The organism is Corallococcus sp. AB030, assembly GCF_003668965.1.
Lineage (GTDB): Bacteria > Myxococcota > Myxococcia > Myxococcales > Myxococcaceae > Corallococcus > Corallococcus exiguus.
In genome coordinates, this window is record NZ_RAWQ01000014.1 from 31,073 (window position 1) to 47,862 (window position 16,790).

The 16,790-nt window shown below is 70.6% G+C and carries 14 protein-coding genes; 3 read left to right on the forward strand and 11 right to left on the reverse strand.

Translation table 11 applies throughout. The annotated features are described in order from the left end of the window. Positions 1 to 6: 6 nt before the first annotated feature. The 6 genes from D7Y15_RS05665 to D7Y15_RS05690 all read right to left on the reverse strand — a co-directional run bounded on the left by D7Y15_RS05665 (position 7) and on the right by D7Y15_RS05690 (position 6,193). Positions 7 to 1,542 (reverse strand): trypsin-like peptidase domain-containing protein, encoded by a 1,536-nt coding sequence (locus D7Y15_RS05665; RefSeq protein WP_199745886.1) that lies wholly within the window; start codon positions 1,540 to 1,542, stop codon positions 7 to 9. Between the two features lie 78 nt (positions 1,543 to 1,620). Next, entirely contained in the window at positions 1,621 to 2,211 is a 591-nt protein-coding gene (locus tag D7Y15_RS05670) for a nucleotide exchange factor GrpE (protein WP_121751923.1), read from the reverse strand. Between the two features lie 84 nt (positions 2,212 to 2,295). Beyond that, positions 2,296 to 2,544, reverse strand: coding sequence for an RNA polymerase sigma factor region1.1 domain-containing protein (locus D7Y15_RS05675; RefSeq protein WP_120574329.1), 249 nt, complete (start codon positions 2,542 to 2,544; stop codon positions 2,296 to 2,298). Positions 2,545 to 2,649: 105 nt separating this feature from the next. Then, positions 2,650 to 4,668, reverse strand: coding sequence for an ATP-dependent zinc metalloprotease FtsH (gene ftsH, locus D7Y15_RS05680; RefSeq protein ID WP_120574330.1), 2,019 nt, complete (start codon positions 4,666 to 4,668; stop codon positions 2,650 to 2,652). A gap of 176 nt (positions 4,669 to 4,844) precedes the next feature. Then, on the reverse strand, positions 4,845 to 5,678 hold the full coding sequence (locus D7Y15_RS05685) for a hypothetical protein (protein ID WP_233596552.1): 834 nt from the start codon (positions 5,676 to 5,678) through the stop codon (positions 4,845 to 4,847). Between the two features lie 107 nt (positions 5,679 to 5,785). Next, on the reverse strand, positions 5,786 to 6,193 hold the full coding sequence (locus tag D7Y15_RS05690; RefSeq protein ID WP_120574332.1) for a (deoxy)nucleoside triphosphate pyrophosphohydrolase: 408 nt from the start codon (positions 6,191 to 6,193) through the stop codon (positions 5,786 to 5,788). Between the two features lie 343 nt (positions 6,194 to 6,536). Here D7Y15_RS05690 and D7Y15_RS05695 point away from each other — a divergent pair, with 343 nt between their 5' ends. Further along, a complete protein-coding gene (locus D7Y15_RS05695; RefSeq protein WP_043321491.1) occupies positions 6,537 to 6,773 on the forward strand; it encodes a helix-turn-helix domain-containing protein in 237 nt (78 codons plus the stop codon). 48 nt (positions 6,774 to 6,821) lie between these two features. Here the strand turns inward: D7Y15_RS05695 and D7Y15_RS05700 are convergent, their stop codons facing one another. The 5 genes from D7Y15_RS05700 to D7Y15_RS05720 form a co-directional block, all read right to left on the reverse strand. Further along, positions 6,822 to 7,694, reverse strand: coding sequence for a MaoC family dehydratase (locus tag D7Y15_RS05700; protein WP_121751925.1), 873 nt, complete (start codon positions 7,692 to 7,694; stop codon positions 6,822 to 6,824). Positions 7,695 to 7,753: 59 nt separating this feature from the next. Then, the gene (locus D7Y15_RS05705) at positions 7,754 to 9,037 is read right to left on the reverse strand and encodes a sigma-54-dependent Fis family transcriptional regulator (protein WP_120574334.1); all 1,284 of its coding nucleotides are present in this window, start codon (positions 9,035 to 9,037) and stop codon (positions 7,754 to 7,756) included. A 47-nt stretch (positions 9,038 to 9,084) separates the two neighbouring features. Continuing rightward, positions 9,085 to 10,839 carry a hypothetical protein gene (locus tag D7Y15_RS05710; protein ID WP_148712699.1) on the reverse strand — a complete coding sequence of 585 codons (1,755 nt, stop codon included), beginning with the start codon at positions 10,837 to 10,839 and terminating at the stop codon, positions 9,085 to 9,087. Positions 10,840 to 11,026: 187 nt separating this feature from the next. Next, the gene (locus D7Y15_RS05715) at positions 11,027 to 13,252 is read right to left on the reverse strand and encodes a hypothetical protein (RefSeq protein ID WP_121751942.1); all 2,226 of its coding nucleotides are present in this window, start codon (positions 13,250 to 13,252) and stop codon (positions 11,027 to 11,029) included. A gap of 5 nt (positions 13,253 to 13,257) precedes the next feature. After that, positions 13,258 to 15,618 (reverse strand): FdhF/YdeP family oxidoreductase, encoded by a 2,361-nt coding sequence (locus tag D7Y15_RS05720; protein ID WP_121751927.1) that lies wholly within the window; start codon positions 15,616 to 15,618, stop codon positions 13,258 to 13,260. 190 nt (positions 15,619 to 15,808) lie between these two features. Here D7Y15_RS05720 and D7Y15_RS05725 point away from each other — a divergent pair, with 190 nt between their 5' ends. Beyond that, complete coding sequence (locus D7Y15_RS05725; RefSeq protein WP_121751928.1) at positions 15,809 to 16,231, forward strand: hypothetical protein; 423 nt, start codon at positions 15,809 to 15,811, stop codon at positions 16,229 to 16,231. 119 nt (positions 16,232 to 16,350) lie between these two features. Further along, complete coding sequence (locus D7Y15_RS05730) at positions 16,351 to 16,788, forward strand: hypothetical protein (protein WP_121751929.1); 438 nt, start codon at positions 16,351 to 16,353, stop codon at positions 16,786 to 16,788. The last annotated feature ends 2 nt before the right edge of the window (positions 16,789 to 16,790 follow it).

Here is a 16,790-nt window from a genome sequence, read left to right on the forward strand (position 1 = left end):
CTGCGTTCAGCGGGCGATGGCGATGTACTGGAGCGCGTCGCCCCGCTGGACGCGCAGGAGGATGCTGGCCCCGGCGCTGCCCCGCTCCAGGGCGGCCTTCACGCCGGAGGCATCCTTCACGCGGCGGCGGTTCACCTCCATGACGACGTCGCCCGCGCGCAGTCCGGCCTGCTCCGCCGGGCTGCGCGGCACCACGCCGGACACGAGCGCGCCCAGGAAGGCCTCGTAGCCCAGGGGCGCGGCCACCTCCGGCGTCAAATCCCGCAGCACCAGCCCCAGGTCGTTCGCGCTGCTGCCGCCCCGGTTGGAGAGCCCTTCCGTGGCCTCCTGCGCGGGCCGGGCGACGAGCCGCACCGCCACCTCCTGGGTGCCGCCGTCACGCAGCAGCGTCAGCTTCGCCTCAGTGCCCGGCGCAAGCAGCGCCACCTTGCGCAGGAGCTGGAGGTAGCTGCCAATGGGCCGGCCGTTCACCGCCACCAGCCGATCCCCGGGGCGGATGTGCGCCTGGGCGGCGGGGCTGCCTCGGTAGACGTCCTTCACCACCGGCGCCGTGGCGGTGGGGTCCGCGCCGTCCTCGTTGATGACGACGCCCAGCCAGCCGCGCTCCAGCTTCCCGTTCTCCCGCAGGTTGGGCAGCAGGTCCTTCACCAGGTTGATGGGCACCGCGAAGCCGATGCCCTGCCCTTCGCTGATGATGGCGGTGTTCACGCCAATCACCTCGCCCTTCATGTTGAAGAGCGGGCCGCCGGAGTTGCCGGGGTTGATCAGCGCGTCCGTCTGGATGAAGTCGTCGAACTGGCCTACGCCCAGCACGCGCTCCTTGGCCGAAATCATGCCGTGCGCCACCGAGTGGTCCAGGCCGAACGGGTTGCCGATGGCCACCACCCAGTCCCCCACCTCCAGCGCGTCGGAGTCGCCCAGGAACACGGCGGGCAGCGTCCCCAGCCCGGCGCCGTTCAGCCGCAGGAGCGCCACGTCCGTGGACGCGTCCCGGCCCACCACGTCCGCGGGGAACTCGCGGCCGTCCGCCAGCCGCACGGACACCTGCTGCACCGGCACCTCGCGGGGGCCGTCCTTGCCCGGCGTGACGCCGGAGCCGGTGGGGTTCACCGCCGGGCCCTGCGCGTTGGCCACCACGTGGTTGTTGGTGACGACGAGCCCGTCGGGCGTCAGCACGAAGCCGGAGCCGGTGGAGCGCTTCACCGCGCCCACCACCGCGCCGGGCCCCACCGTGGTGATGTTCACCACGCCCGCCTCCACCGCGCGGATCAGCGGCGCCAGCGACGTGGGGGGCGTGAAGTGGGGCAGGCCCGCGTAGCCCGCGGGGCGCTCGCGCCACAGCGAGGACACGCCCGCGGTGGCCGGGGTGTCCGGCATCGCTGGCGAAGGGGAAGCGAAGTAGGCCAGATGCTCGCGCACCCGGGCCTGGAGCCAGGGCTTGAGCGGATCCTCGGCGGCGCCAGCCACCGGGGCGAGCGCCACCGCGAAAAGGACGCTGAACAGTCGGACGGACACGGGGTGGCAGCTTACACGGCGGGCCATGGCGTCAGGGCCCAACAGTCCGGTGGCCGCCCCCCTTCCCGGCCCGCGACACCCGTGGGGTCGCGGGCCCTAGGGACTTCAGGCCTGGGCTGGGGCCACGTACCGGGCCACCTTCACCCGGGCGGGGCGGATGATGCGGTCCTTCAGGCGGTAGCCCGCGCGGAACTCGGCGACCACCTTCTGGTCGTCCGCGGGGATGGGCGTCACTTCCATGTCCGCCGCCTCGGCGACGTTCGGATCATAGGGGCGCCCCACCACCTGGATGCGCTCGATGCCGGTGGCCTGGGCCTTGGACAGCAGGCTGTCGCGGATCATCCGCACGCCCTGCACCACGGGGGACGTGTCCTGCTGGCTGGAGTTGAGCACCAGGTCCAGCTCGTCAATGGCCTCCAGCAGCGTGTGGGCCACGTTGCCGCGCTCCACGTCCAGCATGCGCTCCCGCTCGCGGGTGATGCGCTGCTTGAACTCCTCGCGGTCCTTGGTGAGGTCCTGGAGCCCCCGGGCCAGCTCGTTCACCCGGCGGCGCGCCGCCTCCAGCTCCGCCTGGAGCCGCGCCACCTCGCCATCCTGGGCGGCCTCGGCCTGCGTGTCGGAGTCAGCCGCCTCCACCTGGGTGTCGGAGGGGGCCTGCGTCTCCGGGGTCTCGTCGCTGCGGGGATTGCCGTCCATTGTCGAACCTGCGCCAGGGGTTGGAAGAAACGAACCTCGATGAGCGGCGCGAACCTAACCGCGAGGACGGTCCTGTCAACGCGCCTAGTGGTTGGACGGGGCCGCTGGCGGCGCTTCCGCCATGAAGCCGTGATCCACCTGCCCGGTCACCTCGTCGATGATCTCCACCTGCGCGGCGCGAAGGGAGTAGTAGAGAAGCCACCGCTCGGCGGCCGTCAGAGTCCCCGCGGGCAGCGCCTCCTCTATCTCCTGCACCGTGAGCCGGCCGTCCTTCAGGCCCTTGGCGAACAACGCTTTCCGCGCGACGTAGCTCTTCCCGATCCGGTTCTCCACGGCGACGCCTCCTTGTCGTTGGAAAGTAATTTCGCCCACCGGTCACCGCAGGCTGGCGGTGGATCCGGTGGGCGAAGGGCTGCCCGGAGGGCAGGCAGGCACACGCTACGAGTCGAGCTTGCCCGCGGCGTGCTGCGTGGGCGGCACCGGCGGCTCGGACTCCGTGCCCCCCACGGGGTGGGCGGAGATGACCGAGCGCGCTTCCGGGTGGAGCAGGCCGCGCTGCGCCTGCACCTTGGGCCCCAGGATGAGGATCATCGCCTCCTCCTCGATGACCTCCGTCGCCAGGAGCCGCGCCGCCAGCGCCTCCACCTTCTCGCGGTTCGTGTTGAGCACGTCCCGGGCGCGGTCCAACGCCTCGGAGACCATCTTGCGGACCTCCTCGTCGATCATCCGCGCCGTCTGCTCGGAGTAGCTGCGCGACTCCGGCAGGCCCGCGGACCGCAAGAAGCCCGGCCCCTGCTCACCGCTCAGCGCCACCGGACCCAGCGTGCTCATGCCGTAGTCGCGGACCATCATCTTGGCGATCTCCGTCGCCTGCTTGATGTCGTTGGATGCGCCGGTGGACACCTCGCCGATGAAGATCTCCTCCGCCGCGCGGCCGCCCATCATGCCCGCCATCTTGTCGCGCAGTTCGTCCAGCGACATGAGGTAGCGGTCCTCCAGCGGCAGCGACATGGTGTAGCCCAGCGCCGCCAAGCCGCGCGGGATGATGGACACCTTGGTCACCCGCTCGGCGTAGGGCAGCATCCAGCCCACCACCGCGTGGCCCGCCTCGTGGTGCGCGACGATCTCCTTCTCGCGCTCGTTCATGCGGCGGTTCTTCTTCTCCAGACCCGCCACCACGCGCTCGATGGCCTCCTCGAAGTCCGCCCGCATCACCGCGTCGCGGTTCTTGCGCGCGGCGAGCAGCGCCGCCTCGTTCACCACGTTGGCCAGGTCCGCGCCGGCGAAGCCCGGCGTGCGCGAGGCAATCACCTTGAGGTCCACGTCCGTGGCCAGCTTCACGCCCTTGGCGTGGATCTCCAGCACCCGCTCGCGGCCGCGCTTGTCCGGGCGATCCACCAGCACCTGCCGGTCGAAGCGGCCCGGGCGCATCAGCGCGCTGTCCAGGATCTCCGGACGGTTCGTCGCCGCCAGGATGATGAGGCCCGCGCGGCTGTCGAAGCCGTCCATCTCCGCGAGCAGCTGGTTGAGCGTCTGCTCGCGCTCGTCATGGCCGCCGGCCACGCCCGAGTTGCGGCTCTTGCCGATGGCGTCCAGCTCGTCGATGAAGATGATGCACGGCGCCTTCGCGGTGGCCTGGGCGAAGAGGTCCCGGACGCGGGCCGCGCCCACGCCGACGAACATCTCCACGAACTCCGAACCGGAGAGGTTGAAGAAGGGCACGCCCGCCTCACCCGCCACGGCCCGTGCGAGCAGCGTCTTGCCCGTGCCAGGAGGGCCCACGAGCAGCACGCCCTTGGGGATGCGGCCACCCAGGCGGCGGAACTTCTCCGGCGTCTTGAGGAACTCGACGATTTCGCTGAGCTCCTCCACGGCCTCGTCCACGCCGGCCACGTCCTTGAAGCCCACGCCGGTGTCGGACTCCGCCTGCACCTTCGCGCGCGTCTTGCCAAAGGACATGACGCTCTGCGGGCCCTGGCCCATGCCGCCGGACATCCGGCGCATCATGAAGCTCCAGAAGAGGATGAGCAGGCCCATCGGGATGAGCCAGATCCACAGCACCTCGCTGAAGCTGGACTGCGGCACGGCCTCGAACTGGATGCCCTTCTGCTCAAGCAGGGGCACCAGGCCCTCGTCACCGGGGACGCGGTAGGCCATCCACGGCAGGGCGCTGGGCTCGCTGCGCAGCGTGCCGCGCTCACCCGGAGGAGGCTGGGCGTTGTCCTTGAGGAAGCCCTTCACCCACTCGTTTGAAATCTGCACGCGGCTGAACTGATTGTTCTCCACCGCGTCGCGAAGTTGGCTGTACGACACCCGGCGCACGCCCGCGTCCTGAAACACGTTCCGGAACAGCAGGAACCCCAGCACGAGCAGGAGGATGTAGCCCAGTGGTGAGCCGAACTTGAACCCACCTTTCGTGGGTGTTGGCTTGTCGCTCTTCTTTCCGCGCGGGCCCATCCCCGGCGGCAGGTCCTGTGGCTTCATCGTCGGCACGCTCGCCCTCCCCCTCCCCCGTACACACAGACACCATGTCGTGTGACGGTTCCCTTAGCCGGCCAAAGATGGTCACCCCCGCCAAGCCGTCAACCGCAGGGCGTGACAGGACGATGACGAACGCGGGCCCGACTGTCCGATCAGCGGCAGTCGACGCGGACCAGGGGCTCCCCTGCGAACTCACTGCCCAACAGGTAGCCGCGGCCGTCCTGGAGGAACGTCACGGCCTCTGACTGGGCCTGGCTGGCGCCCGGCACCTCCACCACCTGCGCCTGGACGAAGTCCTCCAGCCGCTTCGCGTCCGGGCGGCGCAGCTCCCACACGCGGGTGTACGTGCGCACCAGCAGGCGCTCGCCGGAGGGGTGCAAGGCGGCGGCGGTGGACAGGCGGTCCACGTCATCCGGCACGCGCAGGGTGCCCAGCTTGCGCGCCTTGCCCGTGGCGCCGGGCTTCAGGCCCTCCACTGCGTACAGGTCGCCCAGGGACGCACGCGTCTTGGTGAGGATCCCCACCTGGCCGGAGCGGCTGTCGACAATCAGGGACTCGGCGTCATGGGCGCCGTCCTCGTAGGTGAAGGGCAGCGCCTCCACCGGGAGCGTGGCGTTGGCGACGGACGTGGGCTCGGGCAACCGGAACAGGCGCACCTCCTTGCGCCGCTCGAAGTTGTCTCCGGTGTCCGCCAGGAAGATGCAGGAGTCCTTGCCGCCGGGCGCGCACGGGCCCACGGCGACGTCCTCGATGTCGCGGGGGTCCGCGCCGGTGAGGCTCAGCGTGGCCTTCACCGCGCCCGTCTCGTCCAGGGCGAACAGCTCGAAGGCATTGTTGGAGTCGTTGTGTCCCCAGAAGATGCCCGGGTGGCGCTGGCTGGCGGCCAGGCCGGACAGCTCCGGGACCTCGCGGGGCACCGCGCCCGTCTGGCGGCCATCCGTGTAGAGCAGACAGCCCTCGAGCCCCGTGGCGGGCACCTGCGGCATGCCGGCGTCCGGCGCGTTGGAGGCCGTGGGCGCGGGACGGGAGCTGGAGCAGGCGGCGGACAGCAGGAGGCCCGCGGCGGCGACAAGACGCGTGGTGGCGCGCACGGTCAGTGGTCCAGGTCCAGCAGCCGGGCCAGGGTCTTCGCGTCCGCGTCGGGGAAGCGGTACTGGCCCATCTCCTCCAGCGCCACCCAGCGGTGGTCATGCACGCGCAGGTGGTGGATCTCCGCGTCCGGGTAGCTCAGGCGGCAGCGGAACACGCGGAAGTCGATGTCGTAGGTCGGGTACTCGTGGCGGGTGTGCATGACCTGCTCGAGCACCTGGATCTGGACCCCCATCTCCTCGAGCAGCTCGCGGGCGAGCGCCACCGTGTCCTGCTCCCCCTCCTCCACCCTGCCGCCCGGGAACTCCCACAGGAGGGGCAGCGACGCGGTGGGAGGACGCTGGGTGATGAGGTAGCGACCCATCTCGTTCTGGAGCATCGCGCCGACGACTCGCACGTGACGACGGGTCATTCACTTCTCCTCGATTGGGGTCCCCAAGATGGAAGACAGGGTGCGGCGGCGTAACACAGCCCCTGTCCGGCGCCAATGCGCAAGGCCCCTCCTGGGCAGCAGCGTGCGCACGGCCGGGACGCGCGGCCACCCCACCCGGCCCCGTCCTCCGGGGCGGGCCAGGGTCGCGGAGACAGCGCTCCGGAAGGCCTGGCGGGGGGCATGGCGCCGCCTGGAGCCTGGGGGAAACGGGCTGTTGGGGACTTCACGTCCCGGGGAGGCGCCCCCCGGCCGGGCCACCGTCCACGAGGGGGGCGTGTGGGATTCAAGTGACGTGCGGGCCAGATGGCGCCATGCTCGGGGGATGACACAGAGTCGGAGAGAGCGGGCCGAAGCGCTTGGCGCCGCGCTGAAGGCAGCGCGGCAGCAGGCGGGGCTCTCCATGGAGGAAGTCGCGGAGCATCTGGAACTGGGCGTGGAAGTCCTGGCCCGCGTCGAGCGAGGGGTGATGGTCCCCACCATCCCCACGCTGAGCCGGCTGTGCGCCCTGATGAAGCTGGACCCGGACAGTCTGCCGGACCTCCCGGAGCTGAGTGATTGACGCGTCTGGCGGGCCCCTCTCCGGCCCGCCGGCGCGTCGCCCGTCTCGTCAGCCCAGCCGCCCCACGAGGTGCGGCTTCCCCTCCTCCGACAGCACCCGGAACGCCACGCCCGCGGACTCGCGAGCCGTCTGGAACGTCACCCGGGACGGAAGGAAGAGGGGCTTCTTGAAGTCGCAATCCAACTGGAGCGAGTCCGCGTGGGCCGCCTCGCCCGACTCCGCCACGCAGCGCGCGAGCGTCCACATGCCGTGCGCGATGGCGCGAGAGAAGCCGAAGGGCTTCGCGGTGACGGCGGTGAGGTGGATGGGATTGAAGTCGCCGGAGGCCCGCGCGTAGCGGCGTCCGGTGTCCGCGGGGATGCTCCAGGACGCGGGGCGGCTGGACGCGAAGCGCGTGTCTTCCGGCGGAGATGCCTTGCGCGCGCTGTCCTTGTCCTTCCGCCCGGCGTGGCGGCGCAGCATGGTGCTGACGGCCTGCCAGAGCAGCTCGCCACTCTCCTGGGCTTCGACGCGCGTCTCGATGTCGAACTCCTGGCCCGCGGGCACCTCGCGCTGACCGTCGAAGCGGCAGGCCACGGTGAGCGCGGCGGTGTCCGGCAGGCGGCGGTGCTGCTGGATGCGGTTGCGCACGTGCACGATGCCCATCGCGGAGTACGGGAAGTCGGGCAGGCTCAGCAGCTGGAGGTGCAGCGGCGTGGCCATGACCTGCGGATACGTGAGCGGCAGGAAGCCATCGGCGTCGAAGCCACACGCGGTCCGGTAGCGCTCCAGCAGCACGGGCGACGCGCGGCAACCATGCGCCCGCAGCGTCAGGGCTGGCAGCGTGGTGCTGCCCCGGGACTTCCCGAAGGGATTGGCCGCGCGCAGGAGCGTGGCGGGCATCGCCGGGAGCGAGTGCAGGTCGAGGATGGGAGCGGACATGCGGAGGATTCTCCGACACCCGCCCCCGCCGCGCGCGGGATTTGTGAGCCCGGCTCGCGTCAGCTCTTGAGCCCGTGCCGGCGCAGGAGCCGGTACAGGTAGACGCGGTCCATGTCCGCGGCGGCGGCGGCCTGGGACACCTTGCCTCCGTGCAGCTTGAGGAGCGCTTCGACGTAGTCGTGCTCGAAGGTCTCCAGCGCCCGGCGCCGGGACTCCGCGTACGTCAACGAGGCGTCCACCGCGCGAGGGACGGCGGGGGCCAGGGCATTCATGGCATCCGGCGTCGTAGGCGGCAGCGCGCTCTGGAAGACGAGGCAGCGCTCCAGGTGATTGCGCAATTCACGCACGTTTCCCGGCCAGGCGGCGCGCTGGAGCCGCGTGAGGAAGTCCGGCGTGGTGAACTGCGCGAGCTGTTCGGGCGTGGCGCCCAGCCCCGCGAGGATGCGCTCGACGATGAGAGGGATGTCCTCCGTGCGCTCGCGCAGCGACGGGAGCGGGATACCCACCACCGCGAGGCGGAAGAACAGGTCCGCGCGGAAGCGGCCCGCCTGGACCTCCGCGCGCAGGTCTCGGTGCGTGGCCGCGATGACCCGCACGTTGACCGCCTGGTGCGTGTTGGAGCCCAGCCGGCGGATCTCCCGGTTCTCCAGCACGCGCAGCAGCTTGGGCTGGAGTTCGGCGGGCAGCTCGCCAATCTCGTCCAGGAAGATGGTGCCTCCGTCGGCCTCCTCGAAGGCGCCCACGCGGCGCTGGATGGCGCCGGTGAAGGCCCCCTTCTCGTGGCCGAACAGCTCGCTCTCCAGGAGGTTGGCCGGGAGCGCACCGCAGTCCACGACGAGGAACGGCGCGTTCGCTCGAGCCCCGGCGCGGTGGATGGCGAGCGCCGCGCGGCTCTTGCCCGTGCCCGTCTCCCCCTCCAGCAGCACCGTGGCGTTGCACGCCGCCGCGCAAGCCATGCGCTCGAAGCTGGCCCTCGCCGCGGCGGACGTGGCCACCAGCTCGCCGAAGGTCGCCTGCTCTGGCGGGGGCGAAGGACGGGGCTCTTGCGCCGGTTCCGGGAACGCCGCCGCGGGCTCCGGAGCCACCTGCATCCGGAGCGCCCGCTGGGCCTCATCGCGGTTCAACGGCTCGGGCGCCACCGTCTCGTCCCGCGCTTCGTGACGCGCGGGCAGGTATCCCCCCGTGGATCCGCTCCGCACCCGGGCCCGCGACTGGCGCCACCGGACCCCGTCCACGTAGGTCCCTGGGCGTTCATCCGGGGCCCGCGCGCGCGCCCCCTTCTGCTCCGACTTCATCTCGCAGTGGAAACGCGGCACGGCGGACTCCTCGCTCGGCAGGTTCATTGAGGAAACGGTTCCCCCCGGGACCGGTGACGGATGGTGGACCGCGCTCAGTAGGCGCGGAGGATCTTCAGGCGCCAGCCCTGCGGCCAGAGCTCGTCGTAGGAGCCCCGGTAGCCGCTGTAGTCGGACGCATACAGCTGGAGCTCGCCCGCGGTGCCAGGCCGCCACACCGCCGTGTAGAGCGTCTGCCCGTTCACCACGTACGGCTCCAGCAGCTTCAGGCGCCAGCCCTGCGGCCACAGCGAGTCATACGTCGCGCGGTAGGACGCGTACGTGACGCCGTACACCTGCACCTCGCCCTCGGTGCTGGGGCGCCACACGGCCGTGTAGTACGTCTGGCCGTTCACCACGTACGGCTGCAACAGCTTCAGACGCCAGCCCTGCGGCCACAGCGAGTCGTACGTCGAGCGGTACGACGCGTACGTGGCGCCGTAGACCTGGATCTCCCCTTCCGTGCTCGGGCGCCAGACGGCCGTGTAATACGTCTGCCCGCTCACGACGTACGGCTGGAGGATCTTCAGGCGCCAGCCCTGCGGCCACAGCTCGTCGTACTTCGCCCGGAAGGCGGTGTACGTGGCGCCGTAGAGCTGGAACTCCCCTTCCGTGCTCGGGCGCCAGACGGCGTTGTAGAGCACCTGCGTCCCCACCACGTACGGCTGCAGCGTGTGCAGGCGCCAGCCCTGCGACCAGAGCTGATCATACTTCTCGCGATAGTCCGCGTAGGTGCGGGCGTAGGCCTGGATCTCCGACTGCGTGCTCGGCTCCCACACCGCCGTGAAGGTGCCCGGGAGGTTGGGCACGCCCACGTCCGTGTACTGGGTGATGCGGCACGCGTTCGTGTTGGGCAGCGGCACCTCGTTGCGGCGCAGCGCGCAGGCGCGGAGGGCGGCGGCGGCCGCGGCGTTGTCCGCGCTGTAGTAGGTGGATCCCGGCGTCATCCAGATGGGCGACGCGGGCGAGTGCGGGTTCTTCGCCACCTCCGACGTCGCGGTGGCGCGGATGCCCAGGTCCAGCGCCACGCCGTCGTCGTAGCCCAGCTGGTTGTTCGTGCCCATGCGGTGGCAGCCCAGGCACACGTTGCCGGCAACCTCCACCTTGTAGGCCTTCCACGTCGCGAAGTCGGCGCCGATGAAGCGGTAGGGCTGGTCGCGGTTGAAGCCGTAGTCGCCCGAGCCCGGCAGCTTGTTCACGCCCGTCACCTGCGTGAGGTACGGCGAGCGGACCAGCGCCCCGTTGTCATGGCAGCGCACGCAGCGGATGGACGCCGTGTCCGCGGGCGTCTTCCAGCTCCACGCGCCCGTGCCCTTGGAGGGCGCCTTCACGTCCGCGCCGTAGAGCGTGCCCAGCGCCTGGTAGAAGCAGGTGGCGCCGTTCTTCTTGTTCGTCTGGATGACGGCGATGTCGCCGTAGTAGTTCGCCGCGTTCCCCTGCTTGCGGCAGTGCGCGACGATGGACACGTCCGCCGTGTCCTTCAGCACCTGGAAGCGGCTGCCGGGATCGCACTGCTGGTTGAGCCGGTTGGGCCGGTCACACTTGCCGTTGACGTGGTTCGTCGTGGGCACGATCGTGCCCAGCTCGCAGTTGAAGTCCGGCACCGTGGCGCCGATGGCCGCGTCGCACTTGGCCGCGTACTGCTCCAGCGTGTCCGACAGCGCCGATGACTGCTGCGCGAGGACGGGCTCGTCGGAGGACGACACGAGCCGGTGCTCGGCGTTCACTCCAGTGCCTTCACCACACGCACCCAGTCCGACCGTGGCGGCCAGACCCAACAGTGCCCACGCCGCGCGCAACGAAGTCTTCATGACGAATGCCTCTCGTTCCCCTGGAGACACGGCGACGACGCGCGCGTGGAGGCATGCCATCCCGTCAGCCGACGGACGGACTTGTTTGCCCGGGACCCCTCCCAGGCATGTTCCAGCACCCCTCATGGGCCATTACGCCGGGGCTTCTGGATATTCCCGGACAATTCCCCGGGGCTTTTCCGGGGGTTCAGCGCACGGTGAGGTCGACCACGAAGCCAGCGGCGGCATCTCCCTCGCGGGAGGCGTCGATGACGTCGGGGCGCTCGTCGCCCACCCACAGGCCCAGCACGTCGTACACCAGCCACTGCGCCAGGGACCGGGAGGCCCCCTGCGCGGCCTCGCGCGGCACGCCGGACAAGGCGCCCTGCGCCTCCATCGAGGCCCGGGCCAGCCGGGCCGGCATCACCCACAGCTCCGGACGCACGAAGGAGGGCACCAGGAAGAGGCAGAACGCGGCCTCCGTGCGCGCGAGCAGCGCATCCAGACGATCACGGCCCAGGCGGAACGTGGGCAGCCACTGCCCCTCTCCACGCTGCTCCAGCTTCGCCACCGGCACGCGGACGACCCGGCGCGTGCGCACGAAGCCCTCGCGCTCCACGGACACGATGAAGGCGATCTCGGACGCGGCCTCCGGTGGAGGCTCCGGGTGGCGGTGCACCGTCATGGACAGCGACAGCGGCGACGCCACCAGCGAACCCAGCGCGGCTTGCACATGCGCCAGCTCCGAGCGCAGCCCTTCGAGCAGGACTGTGATCAGCTCCGGCGTCTCTTCACGGAAGCGCTGGAGATGGCGCTGGGCGGCTTCGGCCTCCACGCGTCCCACCGCGCCCACGAGCAGGTCCTCCAGGTCGCGGTCGCGCAGCCAGGTGCGTCCGCCCACGGGCACCGCGCGCGTCACGTGCAGGTGGCGCAGGGAGGCCGTCAGCGTCGAGGGCTCGGAGGGCTCGGAGGGAGGTGCGTGCTTGTCCTGCCCTGCTCCGGCCTGGAGGTAGGACTGGAGCGAGCGGGCGCGGAAGCGGGCCCGGGGAGACGGATGCTCCAACATCTTGCGCACCAGCCGCCGATCCGTGGCGTTGCGGACGAGCGACAGCGTGGCCAGCTCCGCCTCCGACGAGGCTTCATCGGGTGCGCACCACAGGAGGAACTCGATGGCAGCCTTGCGCAGCACGGGCTTCCTGCCCATGCGCCAGGTCACCTCCTTGCGCCAGGCGACCAACCCATCCAGACCGGGCCGCGCGGGCGTGCGGAAGCGCGGCCACATCTCCGCGCACTCCTCCGCCAGCCACACCAGGTGCGTGAAGCCAGGCAGCAACTCCAGCTTGGCGCGAGCGCGGGTGCGCCGCTCGAACGCCTCCGGCACGCCGCGCCGCACGGAGGCGCGGAACAGGCGCTCCTCCAGCCACAGGAGCGTGAGCGCCAGCGCGGGCTCGGCCTTGCGCATCGTGCCCTGACAGTGGTCGAGCACGAAGCGCGCGTGGCCCAGGTCCGCGGCGGTCTCGAAGTCGCTCTGCACGAGCGCGCCCAATGCACCGCGCAGCCCGTCCACCGGAGGCGCGTCGAAGAGCGTGAGCAGGTCGCAGAGGTTCTCCACCACCGCGGGTGGTCCGCCCACCTCCACGGTGCGCGCCAGCAGAAGCCCCGCGCGCGAACACCAGTCCGGCTCCTTGCGCCCGTTGGGGTAGCACGCGAGGAAGCCGCGCATGCCGCTGCGGCCGTCCGGGGACGTGGCCAGCGCGAAGAGGCGCTCGCCCAGCACCTCACTCGCTTCGCGCCACGGAATGCGCGCGGCGCGCGTGCGGATGAAGTCGGTGAGCTTGTCGCGGCCACCGTCGCGGGTGTCGGGGAGAAGCGAACGCAGCTGCTCCAGCAGGTCCACGGACTTCGCGCCCGTGCCCATGACGTACTTGAGGTCTACCTCCACCGCGTCCTGGAAGCGCAGCGCGCGGCCGTCGTAGGTGCAGGGCACGTCGCGCACCAGCTTCGACAGCGCTTCCGGGTGGCGCTTGAGGTAGCGCGTGAGCACGGTGGAGACCGTGACGGTGCTCTCCTTCTGGATGCGCTCGGCGCTCTCCGTGTCGCCCGCCTCGCGAAGCGCTGTCACCGCGGCGTCCCGCCTCGCGAGCAGCTGCTTCAACAGTCCCAGGCGCGGCTCTTCGTAGGGCCAGAGCAGCTCACTGAGGGTGGACAGGAGGAAGAGGAGCTCGGCCGGGGTGCGCTCGCCCGGGGACAGCCGCTCCCACGCGGCGGCCTGGGCGCGCGTGCGCTCCTCCAGCGAAGCACCACGCACCCAGCGGGCGAAGTCCTCGCGCCACTCCGCGCTCGACGCCACGGCCTCTTGCGGCGCCGTCGCGGCGACTCGCGCATGGAGGGCCTGGAGCGGCTCCGGCCAGAGGGAGGCTTCCACCAACGGCATGAGGCTCACCCGGACCTCTGGGTGCTGGCGGGGACCAGGGCCGAGGGCTCAAGACTGGGGGCCACGGTGATGATCACGGACTTCGACGTGGGCGTGCGGCTCTTGTCCGCGAAGCTGGCCACCGGCACCAGCACGTTCGCTTCCGGGAAGTAGGTGGCCGCGCACTGACGCGGGATGTTGTACGGCACCACCAGGAACTCGCGCGCCACCCGCGTCTCTCCCTGGAAGTGGCTCGTGAGGTCCACCTTCTGCCCCGCCGTCAGCCCGCGCGCCTTCACGTCCTCCGGGTGCAGGAACACCACGCGCCGCCCCTGGTGGATGCCCCGGTAGCGGTCATCCAATCCGTACACGGTGGTGTTGTACTGATCATGCGAGCGCAGCGTCATCATCATGAGCTGCCCGGGCTCCAGCCGGTGACGCGGCATCGGGTGCACCGTGAAGTGCGCCTTGCCGTCCTTCGTCGTGAAGCGTCCCTCGCGAGGCCCGTTGGGCAGCGCGAACCCGCCGGGCTGGTGCACGCGGCGGTTGAAGTCGTCGAACCCCGGGATGCACCGCTGGATCAGCTCGCGCACCCGGTCGTAGTCCTCCACCAGGGACATCCACGACACCTTCGAGCGCGTCCCCAGCACCGCTTGCGCCAGCCGGGCCACGATGACGGGCTCGCTGAGCAGGTGCTCGGACGCGGGGGCCACGGCGCCGCGCGACGCGTGCACCATCCCCATCGAGTCCTCCACCGTCACGAACTGCCGCCCCGAGGCCTGCACGTCGTGCTCGGTCCTTCCCAGGCACGGGAGGATGAGCGCGCGCTGCCCATGCACCAGGTGCGCGCGATTGAGCTTCGTGGACACGTGCACCGTGAGCCGCGCACGACGGAGCGCCCGCGCGGTGAACTCCGTGTCCGGAGTCGCGGACAGGAAGTTGCCGCCCATGGCGAAGAACACCTTCACGCGCCCGTCGTGCAGCGCCTGGATCGTCCCCACCGTGTCCAGGCCGGTGTGGCGCGGCGGCGCGAAGCCGAACTCCTTCGACAGCGCGTCCATGAACTCCGGCTTGGCGTGCTCCCAGATGCCCATGGTGCGGTCGCCCTGCACGTTGCTGTGACCGCGCACCGGGCACACGCCCGCGCCCTGCTTGCCGATGCTGCCGCGCAGGAGCGTGAGGTTCACGATCTCCTGCACGTTGCCCACCGCGTTCTTGTGCTGGGTGAGCCCCATGGCCCAGCAGAAGATGGTGCGCTCCGAGCGCGCCAGGATGTCCGCAGCCTCTTCAATCTGCTCGCGCGGCACCCCACTCTGCTCCACCACGTCGTCCCAGGACACCGTGGCCAGGTGGGCCACGTACGCGTCGAAGCCCGTCGTCTTGCCCTCGACGAAGGCCCGGTCCACCACCGTGCCCGGCGCCTTCGCCTCCCGGTCCAGCAGCGCCTTGCCCAGCCCCTGCAAGAGCGCCACGTCGCCGTTGATGCGCACCTGGAGGAGCAGCTTGTTCAGCGCCGTGCCCGGGCCGAACAGGTGCAGCACCTCCTGCGGGTGCTTGAAGCGGTTGAGCCCCGTCTCCGGCAGCGGGTTGACGCTGACGATTTCACAGCCCCGGCGCGCGGCGGCCTGCAACGCCGTCAGCATGCGCGGGTGGTTGGTGCCCGGGTTCTGCCCGATGACGAAGATGGCCTGCGCGTGGTCGAAGTCCTCCAGCGTCACCGACCCCTTGCCAATGCCAATCGTCTCCGACAGCCCCGTGCCACTGGACTCGTGGCACATGTTCGAGCAGTCCGGCAGGTTGTTGGTGCCGAACTGCCGCACGAACAGTTGGTAGAGGAACGCGGCCTCGTTGCTCGTACGGCCGGACGTGTAGAAGGCCGCCTCGTCCGGCGAGCCCAGCGCGTTCAGCTCCTCCGCCACCAGCGCGAAGGCCTCATCCCAGGAGAGGGGCTCGTAGTGCGCCGCGCCCTCGCGCAACACCATGGGGTGCGTGAGCCGGCCCGCCTTGCCCAGCCACAGGTCGGACTGCTCCGCCAGCCGCGCCACGCTCCACTCGCGGAAGAACTCCGGCGCCACGCGCTCCTGCGTGCCCTCCTCCGCCAGCGCCTTCGCGCCGTTCTCGCAGTACTCCTGCACGGACCGATGGGAGGGATCCGGCCACGCGCACCCGGGACAGTCGAAGCCGTCCTTCTGGTTCACCTTCCAGATGAGCTTGCCGCCGCGCCACGGGCCCGCCTCGCCCAGCACGTGCTTCAACGCGCTCAGCACCGCCGGCACGCCGCCCGCCACCGTCTTCACCGGACCCACGTCCGGAGCCCGGTTCTCCAACGGAGGCTGGGCCGCCGGCACCGCCAACGCGTTCCCCTTCCCGTCCTGTCCCTGATCCATGTCCCACCTCTGCGCGGCGCGACTCTACCGCGCCCGCGCCTTCCCGGCAGGCCCGGGGTCTGACACACCTCTCCCGGTATCAGTCACAAACTTGTTTTCCAAGCTTCACGGGGCTCACGCAGGATGGAGCGCACGCGGAGTGCCCCTTCAGGAGCACCCGCGTCCCCCCGCAGTCCTGGAGTGCCTTCCCATGAACGCCATCCGTCCCTTCGCCGCCGCCGCGCTGCTTGTGTCCGCTCCTGCCCTGGCCGGGCACAGCATCTGGTCCACCCACGGCCTGTACATTGGCGACAACGGGGCCACCTATCCGGCCACGAGCTCCAACCTGACCATCAGCTGGAACGAGAGCACGTTCGCCGCCTATGCGAGCTTCCACGGCACGGCCAACGGCAACACCTACGACTTCGACCTGGTGGGCTCGTCCGTCACGTCCGTGACCGCGTCCAACATCACCGGCCTGTGGAACATCCAGCGCAACGGCGTGCTCATCTGCACCGGTTGCACTGGCAGCGCCTACGGCCTGAACGCGGCGGTGGGCACCGGCATCAAGTTCTACGACAGCACCTACCGGTACCACTTCAGCGCCACCGTCGACGCGCGCCACGACTACTGAGTCCCCGCAACTTCACGGAAAACCACGATTTCAAGCCTCACGGGGCTCAGGCAGCATGGGTTCTACGCGGAGTGCTCCCCGGCGCTCCGCGTCAACCCCCGCAGCAGGAGGCATCCCCCATGAAGGCCTTCCGTTCCGCCGTCGTCGCCGCGCTGTTCCTGTCACTCCCCGCCCTGTCCGCGCCGGTGGTCCACAGCATCTGGTCCAGCCGAGGCCTCTACGTCGCCGACACCACCGGGCGCTACCCGGTGACGAGCGCCAACGTCGTCGTCGCCTGGAACCAGTCCACCAACACCGCGTTCGTGAACTTCCACGGGTTCGCGGCCGGCAACGAGTACGACTTCGAGCTGGTGGGCTCGCCGGCCATCGCGACCACCGTGGACGACATCACCGGCATCTGGAACATCCGCCGCAACGGCGCGTTCATCTGCACCGGCTGCTCGGGCACCGCCTACTGGCTGAGCCAGCCCGCGGGCCTGGGCAACTACTTCAAGTTCTACGACTCCACCAACGTGTTCCACTTCAGCGCCTACATCGACGCGCGCAAGGACTACTGACG